Origin of the sequence: Sphingorhabdus sp. (genome assembly GCF_023910635.1) — a bacterium.
GTDB lineage: Bacteria > Pseudomonadota > Alphaproteobacteria > Sphingomonadales > Sphingomonadaceae > Sphingorhabdus_B.
Genome location: NZ_JAAVVZ010000012.1, coordinates 1 through 23327, shown reverse-complemented (window position 1 = coordinate 23327; position 23327 = coordinate 1). Strand labels below are relative to the sequence as shown.

Genomic DNA, 23327 nt, shown 5'->3' with positions numbered 1-23327 from the left:
GCTATCGCTGCAACTCGATTTCAGTAAAAGGAAGTAACTCAATGTATTTTCGGCGCTTCATTCTTGGCGGCGCAGCGTTTGCGCTAAGCGCACCTGCAATGGCGCAGGACGCAAACATTGACGGGCGCGTGGGCAAACTCGAGAAGGAAATGCGGGCGGTTCAGCGCCAAGTGTTCCCCAATGGTGCCGGCAAATTTGTCGAGCCTGATATACAGTCACCCACAGCGCCAAGCGCGACGAACAGTTCAACCAGCGCAACGGTCGATCTGACCGCGCGTGTGGATGCGTTAGAGGCGCAACTTGCGACTCTGACTGGTCAGGTCGAATTGCAAGGCAATAATATGCGCGGAATTGAAGCCAGGCTGAAGGCGCTTGAGACACAACTGGCTACCCAGCCAGCATCGCCCGTTGAAACGGTGGCACCAACGGCAACGCCCGCAGCGGCAGCGCCGAAAACTAAAGCCGGCGTAGTTCCGACAAAGCCTGTTACCACCGCTAAGCCAAACCCGGCCCGCGTCGCAGCGGTTGCCGCAATCGAACGCCCCGCCAGCGGCGATGCGTTCGAGGATGGCTACAGTTATGGCTTCCGCTTATGGGAAGCCAAATTCTATCCGGAATCGCAAGCAACGCTTGAAGAAACCTTGGCCAAATTTCCCAAACACAAACGCGCAAGCTATGCGCGCAATTTGCTTGGCCGGGCATGGTTGGATGACAAAAAACCAGCGACTGCGGTGAAGGTTTTCTACGACAACTATAAGGCTGATCCGCGTGGTGACCGCGCGCCTGACAGCTTGTTTTTCTTGGGATCGGCTCTGACTGACCTTGGGAAGGCGGCTGAGGCATGCGAAGCTTTTGGTGAACTTGCAAGGGCGTATCCAGATGCGGCGACTGGCCGCTTGGCCGAACGGATCACATCTGGCAAAACAAGGGCGAAGTGCAAATAACGCTAAAACCGGTCTTTCTTGGCCGTTTTAGGGCAGCACTTCACAGGCTGGAAAGTGCTGATGATCGCTTATTATGCGCGGTATCGGGTGGACCCGATAGCCTTGCGCTGTTGTTGTTGGCGCAGCAAGTTGTGCCCGGCAGATTGGTTGCCGCAACAGTAGACCATCAATTACGGACCGAATCCGCTGACGAGGCGCAGATTGTTGCCGAAATTTGCCGCAATCTTGGCATTCCGCATATCATTTTAACTCCTGACGAAAAGATCTCAGGCAATCTCCAGTCATCCGCGCGCGCGGCCCGTTACGCGTTGTTGGAACGTGCGGCAGATAGGCAAAATTGCCAACATATTGCCACGGCGCATCATGCCGATGACCAATTGGAAACACTGCTCATGCGGCTGGCGCGGGGCAGCGGCGTTGATGGGTTGTCCGGCATTCGCGCCCGCAATGGACGCGTGGTCAGACCACTACTGGAATTCACAAAAGCGGAGCTTATCGACATCTGCTGCAGCAATGGCATTCAATGGGTCAACGACCCCAGCAACGCAAACATCGATTTTGACCGGGTTGCGATGCGGAACTGGTTGGCCAGCACGCAGCATCCATTTCCTGCAACCCGTGCGCTGCGCACGGCAAGCGCATTGGCCGACGCGTCCGATGCACTGGTCTGGATGACGGACACGCTGGCCGCGCAGAGGATAAGCCACAAAAATGAAGTTATCGTTTGCCAGGCCAGCGGCCTTCCCCGCGAATTGAAGCGGCGGCTATTAATGCGCTGCCTCAGGATGATAGACATCAATCTTGCTCCGCGTGGTGACGCCATCGACCGCGTGTTAACCGACCTCGAAAATGCACAGACTGCCATGATTGGCAATGTCAAATGCGTCGGCGGAGAAGATTGGCAGTTTTCCAAAGCACCGCCCCGTCGTGGTTGAGAAAAACAGCCTGTAAGTTTTGCCAATCACTATATTGTCATTCACGCATTCGCTCCTACATTAGCTGCATATCTCCGAGCATTTAGCGCGGGCAAAGAACAAGGCAGTGATGATGAACGACGAACAAGAACCCAAAAGCAACCCGATGCTCCGCAACTTGGCCATTTGGTCGGCGATCATTGTCGCGCTTTTGCTTCTCGCGTCGATGTTCAGCGGGGCATCCACGCCAACCAACGGCATTACCTATTCGTCTTTTCGAGATAAGGTTGAGTCTGGCGAGGTTAAGTCCGTAGCCATCGCGCCGGAACGCATCAACGGCAAGTTGCAGAATGACGAAACGTTCGCGACAGTGCCGCTACCAAATGATAGCAGCCTTATCCCCCTGCTCAGGGAAAAAGGCGTAGTGATTGAAGTCAAAACAGCAGAACAGCCAAGCTTGCTTCTCCTGCTTGTATATCAGGCCCTGCCATTCTTGCTCATCCTTGGCATCGCATTTTTTGTCTTGCGGCAAATGCAAAAGGGCGGCGGTGCTGGCGGAGCTATGGGTTTTGGCAAATCAAAGGCGAAATTGCTGACTGAAAAGCATGGCAAGGTAACGTTTGATGACGTGGCCGGCATTGATGAAGCCCGCGAAGAGCTTCAGGAAATTGTCGAGTTTTTGAAAGACCCGCTTAAGTTCAGCCGCCTTGGTGGCAAAATTCCCAAGGGCGCGTTGCTAGTTGGTTCGCCAGGTACCGGCAAGACGTTGCTCGCCCGCGCAATTGCTGGCGAGGCTGGCGTACCATTCTTCTCGATTTCTGGTTCTGACTTTGTCGAAATGTTTGTGGGCGTTGGTGCAAGCCGTGTACGCGACATGTTCGAACAGGCGAAGAAAAACGCACCCTGCATCGTCTTTATCGACGAAATCGATGCGGTGGGCCGCAGCCGTGGCGCTGGACTTGGTAATCAGAATGACGAGCGCGAACAGACTTTGAACCAGTTACTGGTCGAAATGGACGGTTTTGAAGCCAATGAAGGCATCATCATCGTTGCCGCGACCAACCGTCCTGACGTTCTTGACCCGGCCCTGTTGCGTCCTGGCCGTTTCGACCGTCAAGTAGTTGTGCCGCGCCCGGATATTGATGGGCGTGTCAAAATCCTTGCCGTACATATGAAAAAGGTTCCCTTGGCACCTGATGTCGATGGCCGCGTGATCGCGCGCGGGACGCCGGGTTTCTCCGGTGCCGACCTCGCCAACCTTGTGAACGAAGCTGCCTTGCTGGCCGCACGTCGTGGCAAGCGGTTGGTCGCTATGCAAGAATTTGAAGATGCCAAAGACAAGGTGATGATGGGCACCGAACGCAAGTCGATGGTCATGACCGAAGATGAAAAGAAAATGACCGCTTATCATGAGGCCGGCCACGCAATCGTGTCGATCCATGAAACCGCGTCTGACCCGATCCACAAGGCAACCATCATTCCCCGTGGCCGTGCCTTGGGTATGGTCATGCGCCTGCCCGAGCGGGATAATTACAGCTATCATCGCGATAAAATGCACGCCAACCTGTCCGTATCCATGGGCGGACGCGTGGCGGAAGAATTAATCTTCGGCTATGACAAGGTCAGTTCAGGCGCATCCAGCGACATCCAATATGCAACCAGCCTTGCGCGCGACATGGTCACCCAATGGGGCATGTCGGATGCGATGGGCCCGCTGCAATATGAAGAGCGTCAAGAAGGCTATCTCGGCTATGGCATGTCCCAACGCTCCGCCATGTCGGATGAGACGGCACGAAAGATTGACGCCGAAATCCGCAAGCTAGTTGAGGGCGGGCATCAACGGGCGACCGAGTTGTTGACGACGCATAACGAACAATTGCACCTGCTGGCCAACGCACTTCTGGAATTTGAAACGCTCTCGGGTGACGAAATCAACCAGCTTTTGGAAACGGGCAAATTCGAACGTGACGATGGCAAGGTCGTTAAGCCTTCGTCCATTCCAACGGTGGGCACAGCCATACCAAAGGCGGGACGCGGCAAATCTGCGTCGGTCGGAGGCACCGCGCCACAAGGCGTTTAGTTTTCAGCTTTTATTTGCGGCCTCAACGCTCTATCCTCCATGGAGGGAGAGTTGAGGTCGCAAAATGAAATATGCTGTGCTTGTGGTCATGGGCGCTTTGTTATGTGCCGTTCCTGCAAACGCCATGGACGCTGAAACCTTTTTTACGAAAGCTGTGGCATTGCAGAAAAAGGGTCTGGGCGCAGTCTTTGCAAAAGACTTGAAGCCCATGGTCCGCGTTTTTGAAGAAGCGGCGAAGTCGGTCAAAGCCGAGAATGAAGCCGCGCGCGCCGCAGGGGCCCCCTTATTCTGCGCGCCCAAGAAATACCGACTGAACGCAGAGCAGTTCATTGGCGAATTCAGCCGAATCCCCAAAGAGCGCCGACAGGTCCAGTCAGTCCGCGATGCGTGGCGCGAAATAGTCATCCGCCGTTTTCCCTGCTAACCTCACATAATATGAGGAGCAGTCAGCATGCCGATCTATTGCGATGAGTCAGGCGGCGTTGGGCGTGGGGTCATGACACTGGCGGCCATATCCGTTGAAGACGATGATGCTGACGCGGTAGTGGCACGCTTTCGGGAGATTACCGGCCTAGCCGGCGAACTTAAGGGCAGCCGTATTGATTTGGCTGAGCGCGGATTGCTGTTTGAGCTGCTTGGTCAAAAGCCTTGGACCGCAACCATAGGCATCGCGATTTCCGCGCTCGCGCCCAATCCGGACGAAGACCGGGGTACGCACGACATCGACATCTATGTGCAATTGCTTGAGGAGGCCGTTACGCACATGATAAAAGGCAGCGATCATTGCGTGCAAGTGGTCATTGACGACGGTCGCTATGGCCCCGAGACGCTGGCCCTAATCCGCAAAGATATCGCAGACTTCATTGGTCCTTGCGGTACTGCATCCCTTGATCTTAGTCACCGCCGGTCGGGGCTTCAAATTGCGGATGTCATCGCCAACACCTTCTTCAACCGCGCGATGGCAACCGAGCGCCAAGGCCGAATGGCAGCCATCGTCGCGCCATTTTTGGAAAGTGGCAAAATTAGCCTGCGGGTACTTTCACGCGATACTAAGAGTGAATGAAGGCACAAAAGAAAAGGCCCGGACGAGCCGGGCCTGATTCATTCAATAATGATATTGAAAATTACCGGTCATAATCGCGCTGCATACCTGCGCCGCGTGCTGGCGCAGCGGCAGTCAAACGAAGGGCTTCGGCGGACAGGCTGATCGAGCCGACTTCATCCGCTTCTTCATCCTCATCAACCTGAACCTTCTGAAGCGACTGCACGAGGCCTTCTTTCAATTGATCCGGACGAACGGTTTCCTCAGCGATTTCGCGCAAAGCAACGACCGGATTTTTGTCGCGATCACGATCAACAGTCAGTTCAGCGCCACCAGAGATTTCACGCGCACGTTCGGCGGCGAGTAATACAAGGTCAAACCGGTTGGTGATCTTGTCGATGCAATCTTCAACAGTAACGCGTGCCATATTGGCTCCTGATTCTTCGTAAATTCGGGAAGTTGCTCGCGCCTAGAGATAATGGGCCAAAATGTCAACGAAAAGGGCTGGTCGCTTGCCGTGCGCTGCGCAAAGCGGTATCGCTAGCAACATGGCAGTGCAATCAGGCAAGCCCGGGTTCCCCGGAACGCACTTTCAGGTTGCGGGCCATGACCTGCACCTGGTTCATCAGCCGCAAGATCGACTCAACGCCGTTTTGCAGCTTATCGCGATGGCGCAAAAATCGATTCACATGTTTTTCTACATGTTTTGTGCCGATGAAACTGGCCGGGAGGTGCGCGACGCGCTCATTGCTGCGGCGACACGCGGTGTGCACGTGCAATTGATTATAGACAGCTTTGGATCAACACAGGTGAGCAATCGATTTTTCGACGCTTTGCTTGACGCTGGCGGCAACTATCACAGTTTCAGCACCCGCAAGAGCCTGGGTTACCTAATCCGCAATCACCAAAAGATGCTGATCATCGACGGCGCACACGCGCTTGTAGGCGGCTTTAATATCGCCGATCCATATTTCGGGCGTGCCGGAGACGATAGCTGGGAAGATCTCGGCATAATCGTGTCTGGCCCGCAGGCGCAACGGCTAAGCGATTATTTCGAGGATATGGCGCACGCGTCGAACGGCGGCAACGTCAGCTTCTGGCAGATCCGCAATATCATTCGACAATGGCGACCGGGCATTGGTCAAGTGCAATGGCTGTTGGGCGGGCCAACCAACCGCATTTCGCCATGGGCACTCACGTTCAAGCGGTCATTGGACGCGGGCAAGAGATTTGACATCGTTTCCGCTTATTTTTCGCCGTCCCAAACCATATTGCGACGCCTTGCCAAGACTGCAAGACGCAACAAAGGGTCGCGCCTCGTGATGGCCGGAAAAACTGATAATGGGGCAACGATTGCCGCTGCGCGTTTGCTTTATCGCTACCTGTTGCGGCGTAAGACCCAGATTTTTGAGTATAAACCGCATCCACTCCATACGAAACTGATGGTCATTGATGACACGGTCTATATTGGCTCAGCCAATCTAGATGTCCGAAGCATGTTTATCAATTTGGAGATTATGGTGCGTATCAAGGACGCTGGCCTTGCGTTGCATATGCGCACACTGATTGACGGGCTTGTCTCCCAATCGGAAGAACAGACACGGATTTTGTTAAAGAGGCGGGACACTATTTGGAGCCGGTTTAAGTCGGGCCTTGCCTATTTCTTAGTCAATTCGGTCGATTACACCATTGGTCGGCGGATCAAATTCCGCCTGATCCGTAGCAAATAGTCATTCTTTCCAGCCCCAGAACAGATGGCAAGGCAATATATTCCATAAAGCATAACCATTGTCGATCTTACGGAAATGCGGAGTCATGAAATCACGCGCACGGGCGCGGAATTGATAGACCAGAAATGCGCCGCCGGGCCGGATCGCCTTTGCTGTTTCCTCGGCGATCACGGGGCCAAGATTATTGGGAAGCGTCGAAAATGGCAGGCCAGAGAGAATATAATCGGCATGTGCAAACCCGAAATTGTTGATGATTGCGTTCACATCTGCTGCCGAACCATGGACAGCGATGAAGCGGCTATCGCGAACAGTTTGACGCAGATATGCAATAAAATCTTCGTTAAGATCAATGACCAGTAACGTCGCGTCGGGGCGCATGCGGTCCAGAATGGGCTGACAGAATGTACCGATGCCCGGGCCATATTCCACGAACAATTTGGTGTTGTCCCAGTCAACCGGCGCAAGCATTTTTTTCACGGTGAAGGATGATGACGGGATTATTGACCCGACCATCACCGGATGTTTGATAAAGCCTTTAAAGAAAACACCCCATGGGCCAAAAAAGCGGCTTGCACGGCTTTTAAGGCGGTTCAGCACCGTCGATTTGGCCAAGCTTGAAGATATCATAGGTTGAGTCCGAGGGAAGTTGTCACGAAGCAGGCACACTCGCAAATTGATGCAGTTCGTGCAACCGCGTTTAGCAACTAACTGTTCCACCAGGGTCAGGACCTAGCTTGCATTGCAGATCAAATCAGTCTTATGCTGCCGCCATGCCAAAGCTAAGCTGTAGCACCATATCCGTTATATTTGTGGCACAGCGCACGGAGCTGGACGCCGATGGTTACGCAAGGGCTGCCGCGATGATGGTTGAAATTGCCGCACGACAAGAAGGCTATGTTGGCATGGATTCGGTGCGTGGCGCAGATGGCCTTGGTATAACGGTCAGCTATTGGACCGACGAGGCCAGCGCAAAAGCATGGCGCGATCATCCCGATCACGCCGAAATTCGCGATGCTGGCCGGGACCGATGGTATTCGGATTACAGCCTGCATGTGGCGCAAGTCATAAGAAGCTATGATTGGAAAAAGCCATGAGCGCGGTTCAAGCTATCCCCAATAGCCGCGTTGTTGTGCTGTTCCTCGTGATGCTTGTCGCAGCGGCTGGCAATACCGCGATGCAGTCCGCCCTTCCCGCAATCGCTAGCGAATTGGATATGCCCGACGTGTGGGTCAGCTTGGCCTTTAGCTGGTCTGCCTTGTTATGGGTTATCACTGCACCCAAATGGGCGCGCCTGTCGGATCGCCGGGGCCGCAAGCAATTGATGAGTATCGGCATCATCGGCTTTGTTGCCTCGATGGGCATGTGCGGGCTGGTGCTGTGGCTTGGGCTGGCCGGCCTGATTGGTCCAGTCGTGACCTTCATCCTGTTTGCCTTGTTCCGAAGCCTCTATGGCGGCTTTGGTTCAGCCGCCCCGCCTGCTGTTCAGGCCTATGTCGCCGCACGCACCGAACGCGCCGAGCGCACCAAGGCGCTATCAATGCTTGCATCGTCTTTTGGCGTTGGCACCGTGATTGGCCCTGCCACCGCGCATTATTTTCTGTTCCCACCTTTCGGTCTGGCTGGACCGCTCATCATGTTTGCCGCCTTCGGTGTCGCCGTGTTGATTGCGTTGCATGTTCAATTGCCCAATGACACCCCGCGTTTTGAGGCACGCGGCGCCGTTGCGACTTACCCGAATTCAGCATCCATGAATTCGCCGGATGATGAAGATGTCGATGGTGATGCTTTGGGGTCCGTGTTGCCCACCCGCGAAATCCGCCTGCCATGGCGCGATGACCGAATGGCATCCTGGTTGATTGCAGGTTTGATCGGTGGCCATGCACAGGCAATCATTTTGGGCGTGGTGGGTTTTCTGGTGCGCGACCGGCTGGGATTGCATGATCGTCCGTGGGAGGCAGTGCAAGCCAGCGGATCGGTTATGCTGATTGGCGCAATGGCGACCTTGTTGGCACAATGGGGCCTCATCCCAATGCTGTCACTTGCCGCGAGAAGTTCCGTACTCTGGGGCGCGGGCCTCGCGTTAGTGGGCACGATCTTGACAGGCATCAGCCATGATTTTTATGGCATTAGCACCGGCTTTGCCATTGCCTCGCTTGGCTTTGGGCTGTTCCGACCGGGCTTTACCGCAGGTGCATCTCTAGCAGTCCATCGGCATGAACAAGGCGACGTTGCGGGCAAGATCGCCTCAATCAACGGTGCAGCCTATATTTTCGCGCCTGCGGTTGGCGTTGCGTTGTTCAACTATTGGGAACCCGCCACATTCATTCTGATCTCGGCGTCTTTGCTGTTCCTGATCATTTGGGGACGGCGCGCTCTGGTCGTGCCCGACGGCGCGCAGTAATAGGTCCTGACCCTAAGACACAGCTCATGCCTAATTCGGATAAAAAAAGGGCCGACCGAGGTCGACCCTGAAAAAGTCTTTAGGAGAGGATGCCTAAAAGGCCTTTCTCCTTTGGTTGGGTTTCATTATTTGTGCAAGTGCGAACAGTGCAATAGCTGTTGCAAATGATGCAACTACAATTTATAGGTTTAGCATGATTTTCGTGACATTTGCACGATCACGAAAGCAGAAATGTTTTGTTGCAGTGCGGCAAAATTAGGAGATGATATGCGCAGATTGCCCCCCCTACGCTCGCTGGAAGCCTTTTTGCGCGTCGCTAAGCTGGGTTCGGCAAAAGCGGCCGCGAGCGAACTCGCATTATCTCCGCCCGCGCTCAGCCGTCGTATCAAGGCGCTGGAAGACTTCATCGGCAAGTCCCTTTTTGACCGCCGCGCACAAGCGATGGTCATTAATGCGGATGGTGAGGCACTTCTGGCGGCCGTTGAACCAGCGATGGACGCAATGGCAGAGGCGGTTGACGAGTTGGCCGGTCGCGGCGGAGAGTATCGCCTGCGTTTGGGGCTCTTGCCGCTTTTTGGTTCGCAAAGACTGATTCCGCGCTTGCCTGAACTGCGTAAGGCATTCCCGAAGCTTCATATCGATGTGGACACATCTGGGCATGCCGAAAATCTGCTGGGTGATGTCGTCGACGCAGCCATCATCATCTCAGCAGACGTCGACCCCAAGCTTTACAGCGTCCGCTTAGACCGCAATCTTGTTTACGCCATCGCCTCTGAAAAATGGGCGAAGGAGCATAATGTCGAAAAGCCTGAGGACCTCGCAAAATACACCGTCATGGTCCACAGTGACATGCCGATGATATTTGACGCATGGCGGCAGGCCATGGGGGTTCCCCGCCTGAAGCCGGCTGCGATCGATAGCCTTGATAGCGGCGCATTGATGCTGGAGGCAGCCGCAAACGGCCTTGGCGTTGCTATCATGCACGGAAGCCACTTCTCCGACGCGCGCGACCCGCGCCTGACACGGCTTTTCAGTGCAGAAGTCGAAAGCCCCTACAGCTATTACTTCGTGTGTCGCCCCCGCGCGCTGAAGCAGAGAGCCGTGAAAATCTTTCACGACTGGTTGTTGAAGTCAGGCGTATAAATACAAACCTCCCCTCAACTCCCGTTCGTGACCCTAAACGCGTTTTGGCTCTGCCTGCCCGTTTAACGCTAATCTGATGTGCACTTCTGGACTGGCAAGCTTCGTCATCAACCGATGGCGATGGAGCGAAGCACTTGACCCAGTCGGCGGTGGGCGTCATTGCAGAACTATGACTCAAGACGTTGCCGACATGAATTTTGAAACTGCGCTGCGTGCGCTTGAAGACATCGTCCATAAGTTGGAAAGCGGTGAGGCTCCGCTGGATGAATCCATCGCCTTGTACGAACGCGGCAATGCGTTGCGGGCCTTGTGCCAACAGCGGCTTGATACAGCAAAGGCGCGTATTGAGGCCATTGTGCAAGGGCCGGATGGATCGCCAACGGGTACAACAACATTCGATGCCGGTTGAGCAATATGGCTGCGCACATATCATTGTTACAGGACTCACTCGCGCAAATTGCAGCGGACATTGATCACGAATTTGACGCGCTTCTGACGCTGCCCGGCGACGCGCGGGACCGCCTATATGCCGCGATGCGCCATGCCGCGATTGGCGGCGGCAAGCGCCTGCGGCCGTTGCTTGTGACTGCGACCGCGGCTCTGTTCCATGTCGACCGCGCGGTTGCCTTGCGCGTTGGCACGGCTGTCGAAGCCATTCATGTTTACTCTTTGGTGCATGACGACTTGCCCTGCATGGATGACGACGACATGCGGCGTGGCAAGCCGACAGTGCACCGCGCGTTTGATGACGCGACCGCGGTTCTGGCGGGCGATTCTCTCCATGCCTTGGCATTCGAGATACTGGCGAGCCCACAAACACATGGCGACCCGTTCGTGCGCGGTGAACTGATATCAACGCTGGCTTTAGCGAGCGGCCCGGAAGGCATGGCCGGCGGCCAAATGATGGATATAGAGGCCGAGAAATCCGTTGTTGATTTGCAAACCGTCATGCGCCTGCAAGCGCTGAAGACGGGTGCTCTCATTGCCGCCAGCGTCGAAATGGGCGCGATATTAGGGCATATCCCGACAGAAGGCCGAACGCATTTGCGGGGATATGCCCGGGACATTGGCCTCGCCTTTCAGATTGCCGATGACATCATGGATGTTGAAGGCGATCCTGAACTGGCCGGCAAAGCGCTTCAAAAAGACGCAGCAGCTAATAAAGGCACATTTGTATCTCTCATGGGCCTCGAACGCGCCAAGCAGCAAGCGGAAATGCTTGTGCAGCAGGCCAATGACCATCTGTCGACTTATGGTGCCGAAGCCGATCTTCTGCGCGCCATTGCAAATTATATTACCGAAAGGGATCGCTAAATGACACACCGGATTGGCGTATATCCCGGCACATTTGACCCAATCACCTTGGGCCATATGGACATCATCCGGCGCGGCGCAAAATTGGTAGATGAGTTGATCATCGGCGTAACCACGAACGCGGCCAAATCCCCGATGTTTTCCGATGATGAACGGATTGCAATGGTCGAGCGGGAAGTTGCCAGCATCGGTTCGGCGCATATTCGCGTTGTCGGGTTCAACTCATTACTTATGGATTTTGCCGAAGCGCACGGCGCAAGCACCGTTATTCGTGGTATTCGCGGCGTCACGGATTTCGAATATGAATATCAACTCACGGGCATGAACCGCCAGTTGAACGATCGCGTCGAAACGCTGTTTTTAATGGCCGACGTGTCCCTACAACCCATTGCCTCGCGGTTGGTGAAGGAAATTGCGATTTACGGCGGCGAAATCGGGAAGTTTGTGACCCCCGATATTCGCGCCGAAGTGATTGCGCGCGTGCAAAAGCTGGGCAAAAAAGGCGGTTAAGCGCTAAACTGGCTTGTGTCGCTTGCGTTCCTTAGGGTCAGGACCATAAGTGGAAGACGTGCCATATACCCTGCCTTACGAAAATCAGAGAAGCGATTATTTCGGGGATGACGCAATTGTCACCGGAATTGAAGGCTAGGTAATTCCTCCCCGGCACGGGGGAGCCGTAGGCGTTGCGGAGCAACAGCGGGACCATGCGAAGCATATTGGAGGGGGACCCGCAGATTGTCGCAATCTCGCGGTCATGCCCGGTCGAAACCCTGCGCCAATATAATCTCGCACAAAGACGCGAAGATACGAAGAAGGTTTTGGCCCGACCGGTCATAGTATAAAGCTATTTCGGAGATGACGCAGATGTCATCGGGGTTCTAAGTTTACAAACTTATACGCAAAATGCGGTATTTCTGTAAACTTACCGCCACTTTTCGACGTTGGCTTACCGGGTATGAAAGCCGGGCTGGGGTTCAACACATTCAAAGAGCCGGTCGCGCAACTTATGCGGGCGTGACGCACAGAATCTCAAAACAAATCCTACATTGCAAGCGAAACCTCTTTCGGGGATGACGCACCTGTTACCGGAATTGAAGGCGAAATAACTCCTCCCCGGCACGGGGAGGGGGACCGTCGCAGACGGTGGAGGGGCACGTTCAGGATATCATCACGCCAGAAGGTCAGGATAGCCAGAGCGTGCCCCTCCCCCATGCTTCGCATGGTCCCCCTCCCCATTCTGGGGAGGATTTGCACCAGCCTGCGCTGGGGCGACGGCGTTTTTTGCTGAACGGGTCGTTTCGGGAATGACGCACCTGTCAACGAAATTGCCCTCTGCGCTTCTGCGTGCACAAAATTGCTGAGACACCGCGCATCACGCGGACTTTAGCAAAGAGGGGAAAAGTGGTGCACCCGGAGCGATTCGAACGCCCGGCCCTCAGATTCGTAGTCTGATGCTCTATCCAGCTGAGCTACGGGTGCACTGGAACGCAGCTATTAGGGCGGTGATGTGCAATTGGCAACCGCAATTTTTGCACTTCCAACCCAAATATTGCACGCGGCGGTCTCATAGAATGCGCAGATTCATGTGCGCCGCTTTCTCCGTGCCCTGTGCGTTCACGGCTTAGCTTTTTGCCAACGCCGCCTGCGCCGCCGCTAGCCTTGCAATCGGCACGCGATAGGGTGAGGCGCTGACATAATCGAGGCCGACCTTTTCGCAAAAAGTGATCGATGCCGGGTCGCCGCCATGTTCGCCGCAAATGCCAAGCTTCATGTCTGGACGCGTTGCGCGGCCCTTATGGACGGCAATCTCGATCAATTGGCCAACGCCTTCGACATCGAGGCTGACGAAAGGATCGCGGGCGTAAATGCCCTTGTCGACATAATGTGTCAGGAAACGTGCAGCATCGTCGCGGCTGACGCCCAAGGTGGTTTGCGTCAGGTCATTGGTGCCAAAGCTGAAGAAGCTGCCGACTTCGGCAATTTCATCGGCCATCAACGCCGCGCGGGGCAGCTCGATCATCGTGCCGACAAGATATTCGATACGCTTGCCCTGTTCGGCAAAGACGTCTTCGGCGGCCTTGTCGACGACATCCTTCATCAATTCCAGTTCGCGGCGCGTGCCGACGAGCGGGATCATGATTTCGGGCACAGGTGCAACGGCAAGGCTGCACGCGGCTTCAAATATCGCCCTTGCCTGCATCTCGTAGATTTCGGGATAGGTGACGCCCAAGCGGCATCCACGGTGGCCAAGCATGGGGTTAAATTCGTGCAATTCGGACGCGCGTTGTTTCAACACTTCAACGCCAACGCCCGCTGCGGCCGCAACCTCGGCAAATTCGCTTTCCTGATGCGGCAGGAATTCATGCAAGGGCGGGTCCAGCAAGCGGATGGTGACGGGAAGGCCCGCCATCACTTCAAAAATCGCGGCAAAATCCGTACGCTGTTCGGGCAATAATTTGTCGAGCGCGATGCGGCGGCCCTTTTCATCGTCCGCGAGGATCATCTGGCGCACGGCAGTAATGCGCGCCGCGTCAAAGAACATATGCTCGGTCCGGCACAGGCCAATGCCTTCTGCACCAAAATCGCGGGCGGTTTGCGCGTCGGAGGGAGTTTCGGCATTGGCGCGGACCTTCATCCGGCGGCCCGCATCGGCCCAGACCATCAACGTCCCGAAATCGCCCACCAATTCGGGCTGAATCGTCGGCACTTCGCCGGCCATCACTTCGCCGGTCGAACCATCCAGCGTAATGACATCGCCCTCTTTCAAGATACGCCCGGCGATACGCAAAACTTTGGCCGTGGCGTCGATTTGCAAGCTGCCTGCGCCTGATACACAAGGCCGGCCCATGCCACGTGCGACGACAGCAGCATGGCTGGTCATCCCGCCACGCGCGGTCAATATGCCCTTGGCAGCGTGCATGCCGTGAATGTCCTCAGGGCTGGTTTCGATGCGGACCAAGACAACCGCCTTGCCCAATTCGCTGAACCGTTCGGCGGTGTCGGCATCAAAGACAATTTCGCCCGATGCCGCGCCCGGTGACGCAGGCAGGCCAGAGGTCAGCACATCGCGCTGCGCTTGCGGATCAAGCGTTGGGTGCAGCAACTGGTCCAGCGCCATTGGGTCAACGCGCAGCACAGCCTCATCGGTTGTAATCATGCCCGCTTGGGCCATATCGACGGCGATTTTCAAGGCGGCCTTGGCGGTGCGCTTGCCCGAACGGGTTTGCAACATCCACAATTTCTCCCGCTCAACGGTAAATTCAATATCCTGCATATCGCGATAATGCGTTTCGAGGATGTCGAACACACGGGCCAGTTCATCATAGACCTGCGGCATCGCCTCTTCCATCGACAGCGGCTTTGCGCCTGCGCGTTCACGTGCGGCCTTGGTCAGATATTGCGGGGTGCGGATGCCAGCGACAACATCCTCACCCTGCGCGTTGATCAGATATTCGCCATAATAGGCATTTTCGCCCGTTGCCGGGTCGCGGGTGAAGGCAACGCCCGTCGCCGACGTTTCGCCCATATTGCCAAAGACCATCGCCTGCACATTGACCGCAGTGCCCCAGTCGCCCGGAATATTGTTCAGGCGGCGATAGACCTTTGCCCGGTCGCTTTCCCATGATCCAAACACCGCGCCCACCGCGCCCCATAATTGATCGTGCACATCTTGCGGAAACGGCTTGCCCCATTCGGCGGCCACAAGGCGCTTATATTCGGCCACGAGCGCCTTCAGGTCATCGGCAGAAAGCTCTGTATCGAGGTAGAAACCGCGGTCTTCCTTGGCGATCTCCAGCGCCTCTTCAAACGCGCCATGATCCAGTTCCAACACCACATCGGCATACATTTGAATGAAGCGGCGATAGCTGTCCCACGCAAAGCGGGCATCGCCCGACGAAGCCGCCAGCCCTTCGACCGTCTGGTCATTCAGCCCGAGGTTCAACACCGTATCCATCATCCCCGGCATCGACACCCGCGCGCCCGAACGCACCGACACCAACAACGGATTGGCCCAATCGCCAAAGGCTTTGCCCGTCACCTGTTCAATATGTGCAAGGCCATTGGCGACTTCGGCCCGAACGCTGTCGGGGAAGCTTTGGCCATTGGCATAATAAGCCGTGCACATTTCGGTCGTGATCGTGAAGCCGGGCGGGACAGGCAGACCAATCGACGCCATGCCATCCAAATTCGCGCCCTTGCCGCCGAGGATGTTCTTGTTGCCGCGAACGGTCTCGTCACCATCCGAAACACCGCCACCGAACCGATATACATACTGGGTCATTCATTACTCCAACCTGACCCTCTCCCCTTGCGGGAGAGGAGCGAGACTTGGCAACTAGTTGCCTAGTCGCAGCGGTGAGGGGTGCAGGTTGTGAGGAACCCCCTCACCCTCCCACTGCTGCGCAGCGGGCCCCTCCCTCTCCCGCAAGGGGAGAGGGGTTTTACCTATCCCTCAATCTTCGAAAAATCGGCCACTTGGGTAACCGCATCGCGGAACCGTGCGAGTAAGCCCAAACGAAACGCGCGCTTGTCTTGGTCGGGATCATTGACCATCACAGCTTCAAAAAAGGCATCAATCGGTGCGCGCAACGTCGCCAACGCGGCCATTGCGCCTTCGAAATCTTCGACCGACAAGGCGGCTGCGGCCTTGGGTTCGGCGGCGTCGAGCGCGGTGCGGAGAGCACTTTCCTCGATGCCCAAATCCGCGTCGCTCCAGCGTAGGCTGGAGCCTATCTCGTCTGTCGTTCCAGACTGAGACACGTGATGGGCCCCAGCCTGCGCTGGGGCGACGGTGTTTTTGTCCACACCCTCAGCCTGCTTCAATATATTCGCCGCACGCTTATACGCCGCCAACAGGTTCGCACCCTCGGCGGTCGTGATATAGGCCTGCAAAGCCTTCACCCGCGCCAGCAGCCGGACAAGATCATCCTCACCACCAAGGCTAAACACCGCGTCGATGAGGTCGTGGCGGACGCCCGCTTCGCGTTGCTGGACTTTGAGGCGGTCGGCGAAGAACGTTACGAGTTCATCAGGCTTTACAAGTAATTCAACTAACTCAGCTAAGAGTTCTGGTTCAATTGTTTCTAGGCTCGCAGTTTGCAGATTGCCCTTTTCGTCTTTCCATTCAGCCAATCGGCCATCTAGATCTAAGTCAAAATCATCATTCCATCGCCCAACCTGATCGAGTCTGTAAACAGGGGCGTCACCATCACCGCCGATTTGATCGGAGGATAACTCCCCCTCCAACACAGCTAGCCGCCTGATGTAATCGATGGTTTCATTTAACTTAAATCGTAGTTCATTGTGCTGCATGAACTGCAAAATTCCCAAGGCAGCGCGGCGGAGAGCGAACGGATCTCGAGAGCCTGTGGGCAGCTCGTTAACAGCAAAGAACATCGCCAACGTATCCAACTTATCCGCTAAACTCACCGCAACCGTCACCGGCGCAGTTGGCACATCATCGCCCTGCCCGACTGGCTTGTAGTGATCGCGGATGGCGTCGGCGACGGCGTCGCTCTCGCCTTGTGCGCGCGCGTAATAGCCGCCCATGATGCCTTGCAATTCGGGGAATTCACCGACCATACCCGTGACAAGATCCGCCTTGCACAAACGCGCCGCGCGTTCGGCTTGACCGGCGAGCGCACGCACAGAAATATCTTCGTCATTCCCGCGAAGGCGGGAATCCATCTCCTGCCCTTTTGATTCTAGCTGCTTACTCCGGAGTTGGCCCCCCGCCTTCGCGGGGGTGACGTTGGGGTTTGAAGCGCCTTCCAAATCCTGTGTGCCCCGGCGAAGGCCGGGGTCCAGAACCTGATCAAATGACTCATTCGTTGCGGGCTGGGCCCCGGCCTGCGCCGGGGAGCGCGGCCCAACAATACCTTCTTCCACCAACCAACGGGCAAGCTTCGCCACCCGTTCCACCTTGTCGGCAACGCTGCCCAGTTTTTCATGAAACGTAATCTGCGCCAATTTCTGCGCTTGGGTATCCAGCGCGACCTTTAGGTCCTGTTCCCAGAAGAATTTCGCATCGGACAGGCGCGCAGCGAGAACCTTTTCATTACCCGCAACAATCGCCGCCCCTTTGTCATGCGCGTCGATATTCGCGGTGCAGACAAAGGCGTTGGCCAGTCTGCCCGCTGCATCATGGCAGACAAAATATTTCTGGTTCACGCGCGCCGTCAATTGAATGACCTCTTGCGGCACGTCCAGAAATGCGGGGTCGAAGCGGCCAAGCATCGGCACTGGCCATTCGGTCAGGCCAGCATTTTCGATGACCAGTCCTTCGTCCTCAACCAACGTCAGGCCAGCCGCCTCCGCCGCTGCCTTCGCGCCTTCACGGATGATGCGGCAGCGTTCTGAAAAATGGACGAGGACATGTGCGTCGCGCAGCTTTTCGATATAATCGCCCGCATTTCCGATAATGATAGGCCCGCTGTGATGGAATCGATGGCCCATCGTCTCCGCACCGCTAACGATGCCGTCAATTTCGCAATGCACGACCGCGTCACCGAGCAAAGCGACAATGCCCTGCAATGGGCGGACCCAGCGCAGGCTCTCGGTCGAGACCGACGCCGCGCCCCAGCGTTGCGATTTCGGCCATGGGAAGGCACGGATGATCGCGGGGATCGCCTCTGCCAAAACATCCGCCGTCTGACGCCCGGCCTTTTCAACTACCGCATAAAAGACACCATCGCGTTCGACCAACTGGTCTTGCGAAAGGCCAGTTTTGCGCAAGAAACCCTCCATCGCCTGCGGCGGCGCGCCGACCTTTGGCCCTTTGGTTTCTTCGGAAACCGCCTCTGTTGCCAACGGCAATCCGGTCGCGATCAACGCAAGACGGCGCGGCGTGGCGAAGGTTTCCACCGACGCCGCCGCAAGCCCGGCCTTTGCCAATGTATCATGAAACAGGCGCGCCAAGTCTTCCTTGGCCTTCAATTGCATCCGCGCAGGGATTTCTTCGGAGCGCAGTTCAAGCAGGAAGTCGGTCATGCAGCGTCCCCGTCATGCTGAACTCGTTTCAGCATCCATCGTGCCACACAGGCCGAAGGGTAGAGACGATAAATGGACCCTGAACCAAGTTCAGGGTGACGGCTCCGGGGAGGATTTGACATGCGGGCCATCATACTGCCCATCTGTTCTTTTCCATCCATGCCTGGCAACTGCCTTTGGCAAGGTCGCGGACGCGGCCCATGTAACTGGCGCGTTCCTGCACGGAAATCACGCCGCGTGCCTGCAATATGTTGAAGATATGGCTCGCCTTGATCGCTTGCTCATAGGCGGGAATGGGCAAGCCGTGTTGCAGGCAGCTTTCGCATTCTGCCGTCGCTTTTTTGAACGCATCAAACAACATGTCGGTGTCGGCGACTTCGAAATGATAGGTGCTCATTTGCCGCTCGTTTTCGCGGAAGACGTCGCCATAGGTCACCGCCGGACGATCCGCCGTTGCGTTGTTATACACAAGGTCGAAAATGCTGTCCTTGTTCTGGATATACATCGCCAGCCGTTCCAGACCATAAGTCAGCTCGCCCGAAACGGGTTTGCAGTCAAAGCCGCCCATTTGCTGAAAATAAGTGAACTGCGTGACCTCCATACCGTCGCACCATATTTCCCAGCCAAGGCCCCATGCGCCCAGCGTCGGGCTTTCCCAGTCATCTTCGACGAAGCGGATGTCGTGCAGCAACGGGTCAATGCCAATGGCCTTCAACGAGCCGAGATATAGCTCCTGCAAGTTAGGCGGGCTAGGTTTCAGGATCACCTGATATTGATAATAAGCGCCAAGCCGGTTGGGGTTTTCGCCATAGCGGCCATCGGTCGGACGGCGCGATGGCTGCACAAAGGCGGCGTTCCACGGGTCAGGCCCCAGCGCGCGCAGGGTCGTAGCCGTGTGGAACGTGCCAGCGCCCATTTCCATGTCATAAGGCTGCAAAATGGCGCAACCCTGCTTGCCCCAATAAGCATGGAGCGTGAGGATCAGATCCTGAAAACTAAGTGGCGCAACGTCGGACATGGCCAGCCATTGGCGGAGATAGGCGGCTAAATCAAGGTTATGAATAAGCGCACGGGTTTTTGTCAGTGGTGCATAGCATTATGTAAGGTTTTGTTGACATTATCTGCGAATCAATTTAGTCAGGTTTCCATGACATACAGACACCGGAACCTGACATGAAAAATCAGCTCAAAGTGCTGCGGGCGATGCGCAACTGGAGTCAGGCCGACTTGGGCGAGCATCTCGATGTCTCGCGCCAGGCGGTGAATGCGATTGAAACGGGGAAATATGACCCCTCGCTGCCGCTGGCGTTCAAGATTTCACGGCTGTTCGACTTACCCATCGAAGAGATTTTCGATGATGAATTTGTAGGAGGGGGCCATGTTTGATGTAGATGAAAATGCGGACCGAAATGGCATGATACTCTATTTTATGACATTTTTTGTTGCGCTGATTGTCTGGTTCTGAAAGAAATACATATAACTATCGGTCCACTATCGTAGAAATGATTTTCTATCTTTCGTTAAAGGAGAATGAGAATGCGTATGAGTTTGAAGTCATTATTGGCCGCCACTGCGACATGCGCATTGGCATGGGCAGCGCCGGTTGCGGCGCAAAACGCGCCGACGGAGGCACCCGCAGCGGTCACCGCACTTGACCCCGTCAAGGCGGTCCCTGCGGTCAAGGACGTCGATCCTGCCTTGTGGGTGATCAAGGACGAAGACACCACCATTTACCTGTTCGGGAGCATCCATGTCTTAAAGCCTGGTCTTGGCTGGTTTGATGACGGCGTAAAAACTGCTTTTGACAGTTCGGACCAATTGGTGCTGGAACTGGTCGACCTTCCCGCAGCAGAGACCCAAGCCTTGTTCGGCAAGCTGGCGATGGATCAGCAGGGCAAGACCCTGCGTTCCAAAATGAATGACGCGGACCGTGCGGTGTATGACGCGGCGATGGGCAAGCTTGGCATTCCGGCGCCCTCTTTCGACCCATTTGAGCCATGGGCGGCGGGAATCGCCATGTCCCTGATGGCAATCCAGAAATCCGGCTATGAACCCAATAGCGGTGTTGAAACACAACTGACGGCGGCGGCGAAGGTTAGTAAAAAGCCCATCGTTGGACTTGAAACTGCGGAGTTTCAGCTTGGTATTTTTGATACCCTGCCAGAGGCCGATCAAATCGCTTTCTTGGTCGAAACGGCAAAAACGATTGATGATACCAACAGCATGATGGAAAAAATGGTCAACATGTGGGGATCGGCGGACACCGAAAGCCTTGCCCAACTTATGAACGAAGGCCTGACCAGCCGGACATTGTACGACGCCGTACTGACCAATCGGAATGCCAATTGGGCGAAATGGATTTCCGCGCAAATGAAAAAGCCGGGCGTGACGTTCATGGCGGTTGGCGCAGGGCATCTGGCTGGCCCGACAAGCGTTCAGGCATTGCTTCCGACCTATGGCCTGACCGCAACACGGGTGGCCTATTAAGCTAGGGTCAGGACCTATTATGTGTAAACAGGGGAAGGTCGGGCCAAGAACGCCCGCCCTTCACTTATACGCGGGATAGATCGGGAAGACATGCAACTTGGCGAACCTGCCCCTACAATAATATCCGCGCGATCCTTTTATCCCGGCCTGATACCCACCATTGGTTTCATCATAACGTATTTCGCCCTGCAAGGGGTGTGCACAGCCATCATCATCGCCGCAACGCAAGGCGACGTCACCACGCCAGCGCCAATGTCGGTCATCTCTGGATTAGTGGCATCCGCCGTCGTCCAACTGATGCTGATGTGGCTGTATCTGCGCAAAGACGGACGGGCGGAGGCATTGGGCCTTTATGATTTCGGCAGGATCGCGCTGCCCAAGGCAACAGGGCTTGCCATATTATTGGTCATCGCCGCCATGGCGTTCAATTTTGTTTACGCAACCTACGTTATTCCAGGCGTCGGGATGCAAGACGATATGGCGAAAATTCTGGCAGGCATAACGCGGACGCCGCTTAATATGGCAGTCATGTTCTTTGCCATAATGATTGCCGCGCCCGTCGTGGAGGAACTTCTGTTTCGCGGGTTGTTACAAAATGCGCTGGCGAAATATGTGCCCGTTTGGGGCGCGATTCTTTTGTCTTCATTCCTGTTCGCATTGGTGCATTTGCAACTATATGCGATCCCCGCCCTCATGTCGCTCAGCATTGCCTTTGGCTATCTGTATCACCGCACCGGGTCATTGCGCACCAACATCATCCTGCACATGGCCAATAACGTCTTTGCATTGGTGATGACGCAGTTCGTGAATTAGGCCGTGAACGCCTAAACGACAACAGGCTCCAACAAGCGAAGCGTTCCGGCGTCGGCATCGATTTCCGCCACACCGCCCACGGGCAACGTAAACTGGTCGGTGATATGCCCGAAAAAGGCGCCTTGATATGCAGGGATGCCCAAGCCGCCCAGATGCTGCGTCAGCACGTCATTCAGTGTGAATGCGCCATAGCTGCTTCCCTTGTTCACGCAGTCTGTGCATTGCCCAAACACGACGCCTTTCAGGTTCTTCAGCACACCCGCCTGCCCCAATTGCGTAAGCATGCGGTCAATGCGATACTCCGCCTCATCCACATCTTCGAGGAACAGGATCGCGCCGTCGAAACTGGGCAGATAGGGCGTGCCGACAAGCGCGGTCAGCACCGTCAGGTTTCCGCCCAGCAACTTGCCTTGCGCCTTACCCTTGCCCGCGCCCAACACCCGCGTGCGCCATCGACGTTGCGCCATCCGGTCTTCGTCGCCAACAGGGTTCGTGAACAAGGGCGTCCCTGCGTCAAAAGCGATATCGCGATATATGTCCCAAGACGCCTTGCCCCATGCGCTGCCCGCGTTCGGGCCATGCAAGGTCACAAATCCGCCCTTTGCCGCAATCGCCATATGCAAGGCCGTGATGTCGCTGAAACCCGTCAATAATTTGGGATTGGCGCGAATGATGTTCCAGTCCAGAAACGGCAAAAGCCGCGCGCTGCCCCACCCGCCACGCACGGCAAAAATGGCCTTCACATCTGTGTCCGCGAACATGGCGTTGATGTCCGATGCGCGGTCCTTGTCTTGGCCAGCCAGATAGCCGAAGCGGTCCAGCAAATGGGCGGCACGCTTGGGCTTTAGGCCCATGGCGACAATCGCTTCTTCGACCAATTGAATCTGAAATGGTTCATCGCTGGCCGACGCTGGCTCAATCAGGCCAACGGTATCGCCGATACGCAACCGCGAAGGCTTCCGCGCGGCCTTGGCCGCAGGCCCGCTTGCGGCCAAAAGCGGCGGGGACGACAGCATAACCGCCAGCCCCGCCATAATCTGACGCCGAGTTGCATTCATATCCATACCCGGCGATCCCTTAGCTTAGAACTTCGCTTCCACCGACAGCGTAAACGACCGTCCACGTGGGTCAGCCACGCGTGGTTCCCAACTTGAACCCGCACCAGTGTTGCTGTCATAAGTGATCGCAAAGGGTGGATCCTTGTCGAAAACGTTACGCACGCCTGCGGTCAAGCGGAATTGATCCAACACATCCACACTCACCGATGTGTTATAGATCATGTACGCCTTAACCTTCGGATTGAAATCCGGACGGACAACCGATCCATTGGCGATGCCAGGCAGCGCTTGGTTCGTATAGCCGTCCCGATAGATTTGCGAGAAGTTGAACGTGAAATCATCATTGGTAAAGCTTACAAATGCGCTGTGCTTCCACTTCAGACCCAAATCACCCGCAAAGGTGAAGCGGCC

21 protein-coding genes, 1 tRNA gene and 1 pseudogene are annotated in these 23327 nt (G+C 55.8%); 15 read left to right on the top strand and 8 right to left on the bottom strand.

All coding sequences use genetic code 11. The features are described 5' to 3' along the window. Nucleotides 1-41: 41 nt before the first annotated feature. From HEQ34_RS08620 to HEQ34_RS08600, 5 genes are all read left to right on the top strand, one after another. Nucleotides 42-944 carry a tetratricopeptide repeat protein gene (locus tag HEQ34_RS08620; protein ID WP_296199696.1) on the top strand — a complete coding sequence of 301 codons (903 nt, stop codon included), beginning with the start codon at nt 42-44 and terminating at the stop codon, nt 942-944. Continuing rightward, a complete protein-coding gene (gene tilS / locus HEQ34_RS08615) occupies nt 935-1879 on the top strand; it encodes a tRNA lysidine(34) synthetase TilS (RefSeq protein ID WP_296199694.1) in 945 nt (314 codons plus the stop codon). Before HEQ34_RS08620 ends, tilS begins: the two co-directional genes overlap by 10 nt. Nucleotides 1880-1991: 112 nt before the next feature. After that, the gene (ftsH, locus tag HEQ34_RS08610; RefSeq protein WP_296199834.1) at nt 1992-3938 is read left to right on the top strand and encodes an ATP-dependent zinc metalloprotease FtsH; all 1947 of its coding nucleotides are present in this window, start codon (nt 1992-1994) and stop codon (nt 3936-3938) included. A gap of 64 nt (nt 3939-4002) precedes the next feature. Further along, nucleotides 4003-4362 carry a hypothetical protein gene (locus HEQ34_RS08605; protein ID WP_296199692.1) on the top strand — a complete coding sequence of 120 codons (360 nt, stop codon included), beginning with the start codon at nt 4003-4005 and terminating at the stop codon, nt 4360-4362. 27 nt (nt 4363-4389) lie between these two features. Further along, nucleotides 4390-5001 (top strand): DUF3800 domain-containing protein, encoded by a 612-nt coding sequence (locus HEQ34_RS08600; RefSeq protein ID WP_296199690.1) that lies wholly within the window; start codon nt 4390-4392, stop codon nt 4999-5001. 61 nt (nt 5002-5062) lie between these two features. On the opposite strand, the gene rpoZ is transcribed toward HEQ34_RS08600, so the two are convergent. Then, nucleotides 5063-5407, bottom strand: coding sequence for a DNA-directed RNA polymerase subunit omega (gene rpoZ / locus HEQ34_RS08595; protein ID WP_295442566.1), 345 nt, complete (start codon nt 5405-5407; stop codon nt 5063-5065). 121 nt (nt 5408-5528) lie between these two features. Here rpoZ and HEQ34_RS08590 point away from each other — a divergent pair, with 121 nt between their 5' ends. Continuing rightward, a complete protein-coding gene (locus HEQ34_RS08590) occupies nt 5529-6710 on the top strand; it encodes a phosphatidylserine/phosphatidylglycerophosphate/cardiolipin synthase family protein (protein WP_296199688.1) in 1182 nt (393 codons plus the stop codon). Here HEQ34_RS08590 and HEQ34_RS08585 read toward each other — a convergent pair whose 3' ends face one another. Then, entirely contained in the window at nt 6711-7337 is a 627-nt protein-coding gene (locus HEQ34_RS08585; protein ID WP_296199686.1) for a methyltransferase, read from the bottom strand. Nucleotides 7338-7480: 143 nt separating this feature from the next. Between HEQ34_RS08585 and HEQ34_RS08580 the strand changes: the two genes are divergently transcribed. The 6 genes from HEQ34_RS08580 (at nt 7481) to coaD (ending at nt 12078) form a co-directional block, all read left to right on the top strand. After that, the gene (locus HEQ34_RS08580; RefSeq protein WP_296199684.1) at nt 7481-7804 is read left to right on the top strand and encodes an antibiotic biosynthesis monooxygenase; all 324 of its coding nucleotides are present in this window, start codon (nt 7481-7483) and stop codon (nt 7802-7804) included. Continuing rightward, nucleotides 7801-9111, top strand: coding sequence for an MFS transporter (locus HEQ34_RS08575; protein WP_296199682.1), 1311 nt, complete (start codon nt 7801-7803; stop codon nt 9109-9111). Before HEQ34_RS08580 ends, HEQ34_RS08575 begins: the two co-directional genes overlap by 4 nt. Nucleotides 9112-9378: 267 nt before the next feature. Continuing rightward, nucleotides 9379-10254 (top strand): LysR substrate-binding domain-containing protein, encoded by an 876-nt coding sequence (locus HEQ34_RS08570; protein WP_296199680.1) that lies wholly within the window; start codon nt 9379-9381, stop codon nt 10252-10254. A gap of 169 nt (nt 10255-10423) precedes the next feature. Beyond that, nucleotides 10424-10663, top strand: coding sequence for an exodeoxyribonuclease VII small subunit (locus tag HEQ34_RS08565; protein WP_295442584.1), 240 nt, complete (start codon nt 10424-10426; stop codon nt 10661-10663). A gap of 5 nt (nt 10664-10668) precedes the next feature. After that, entirely contained in the window at nt 10669-11568 is a 900-nt protein-coding gene (locus tag HEQ34_RS08560; protein WP_296199678.1) for a polyprenyl synthetase family protein, read from the top strand. Further along, nucleotides 11569-12078, top strand: a complete 510-nt coding sequence (gene coaD / locus HEQ34_RS08555) for a pantetheine-phosphate adenylyltransferase (RefSeq protein ID WP_296199676.1) — start codon at nt 11569-11571, stop codon at nt 12076-12078. Nucleotides 12079-12970: 892 nt separating this feature from the next. Here coaD and HEQ34_RS08550 read toward each other — a convergent pair. From HEQ34_RS08550 to HEQ34_RS08535, 4 genes are all read right to left on the bottom strand, one after another. Continuing rightward, nucleotides 12971-13047, bottom strand: a tRNA-Arg gene (locus HEQ34_RS08550). 142 nt (nt 13048-13189) lie between these two features. Next, the gene (gene ppdK / locus HEQ34_RS08545; protein WP_296199674.1) at nt 13190-15850 is read right to left on the bottom strand and encodes a pyruvate, phosphate dikinase; all 2661 of its coding nucleotides are present in this window, start codon (nt 15848-15850) and stop codon (nt 13190-13192) included. Between the two features lie 164 nt (nt 15851-16014). Beyond that, nucleotides 16015-18558 carry a glycine--tRNA ligase subunit beta gene (glyS, locus tag HEQ34_RS08540; protein ID WP_296199672.1) on the bottom strand — a complete coding sequence of 848 codons (2544 nt, stop codon included), beginning with the start codon at nt 18556-18558 and terminating at the stop codon, nt 16015-16017. 130 nt (nt 18559-18688) lie between these two features. Beyond that, on the bottom strand, nt 18689-19576 hold the full coding sequence (locus tag HEQ34_RS08535) for a glycine--tRNA ligase subunit alpha (protein ID WP_296199671.1): 888 nt from the start codon (nt 19574-19576) through the stop codon (nt 18689-18691). Nucleotides 19577-19731: 155 nt separating this feature from the next. Between HEQ34_RS08535 and HEQ34_RS08530 the strand changes: the two genes are divergently transcribed. The 3 genes from HEQ34_RS08530 (at nt 19732) to HEQ34_RS08520 (ending at nt 21858) form a co-directional block, all read left to right on the top strand. Beyond that, nucleotides 19732-19944 carry a helix-turn-helix transcriptional regulator gene (locus HEQ34_RS08530; RefSeq protein WP_296199669.1) on the top strand — a complete coding sequence of 71 codons (213 nt, stop codon included), beginning with the start codon at nt 19732-19734 and terminating at the stop codon, nt 19942-19944. A 150-nt stretch (nt 19945-20094) separates the two neighbouring features. Then, a complete protein-coding gene (locus tag HEQ34_RS08525) occupies nt 20095-21045 on the top strand; it encodes a TraB/GumN family protein (RefSeq protein WP_296199667.1) in 951 nt (316 codons plus the stop codon). Nucleotides 21046-21135: 90 nt separating this feature from the next. Continuing rightward, complete coding sequence (locus tag HEQ34_RS08520; RefSeq protein WP_296199665.1) at nt 21136-21858, top strand: CPBP family intramembrane glutamic endopeptidase; 723 nt, start codon at nt 21136-21138, stop codon at nt 21856-21858. 11 nt (nt 21859-21869) lie between these two features. On the opposite strand, the gene HEQ34_RS08515 is transcribed toward HEQ34_RS08520, so the two are convergent. Together HEQ34_RS08515 and HEQ34_RS08510 are read right to left on the bottom strand one after the other, a co-directional pair. Then, nucleotides 21870-22916, bottom strand: coding sequence for an LD-carboxypeptidase (locus tag HEQ34_RS08515; RefSeq protein ID WP_296199832.1), 1047 nt, complete (start codon nt 22914-22916; stop codon nt 21870-21872). Between the two features lie 24 nt (nt 22917-22940). Continuing rightward, nucleotides 22941-23327: pseudogene (locus HEQ34_RS08510) on the bottom strand (TonB-dependent receptor); the annotation flags it as partial.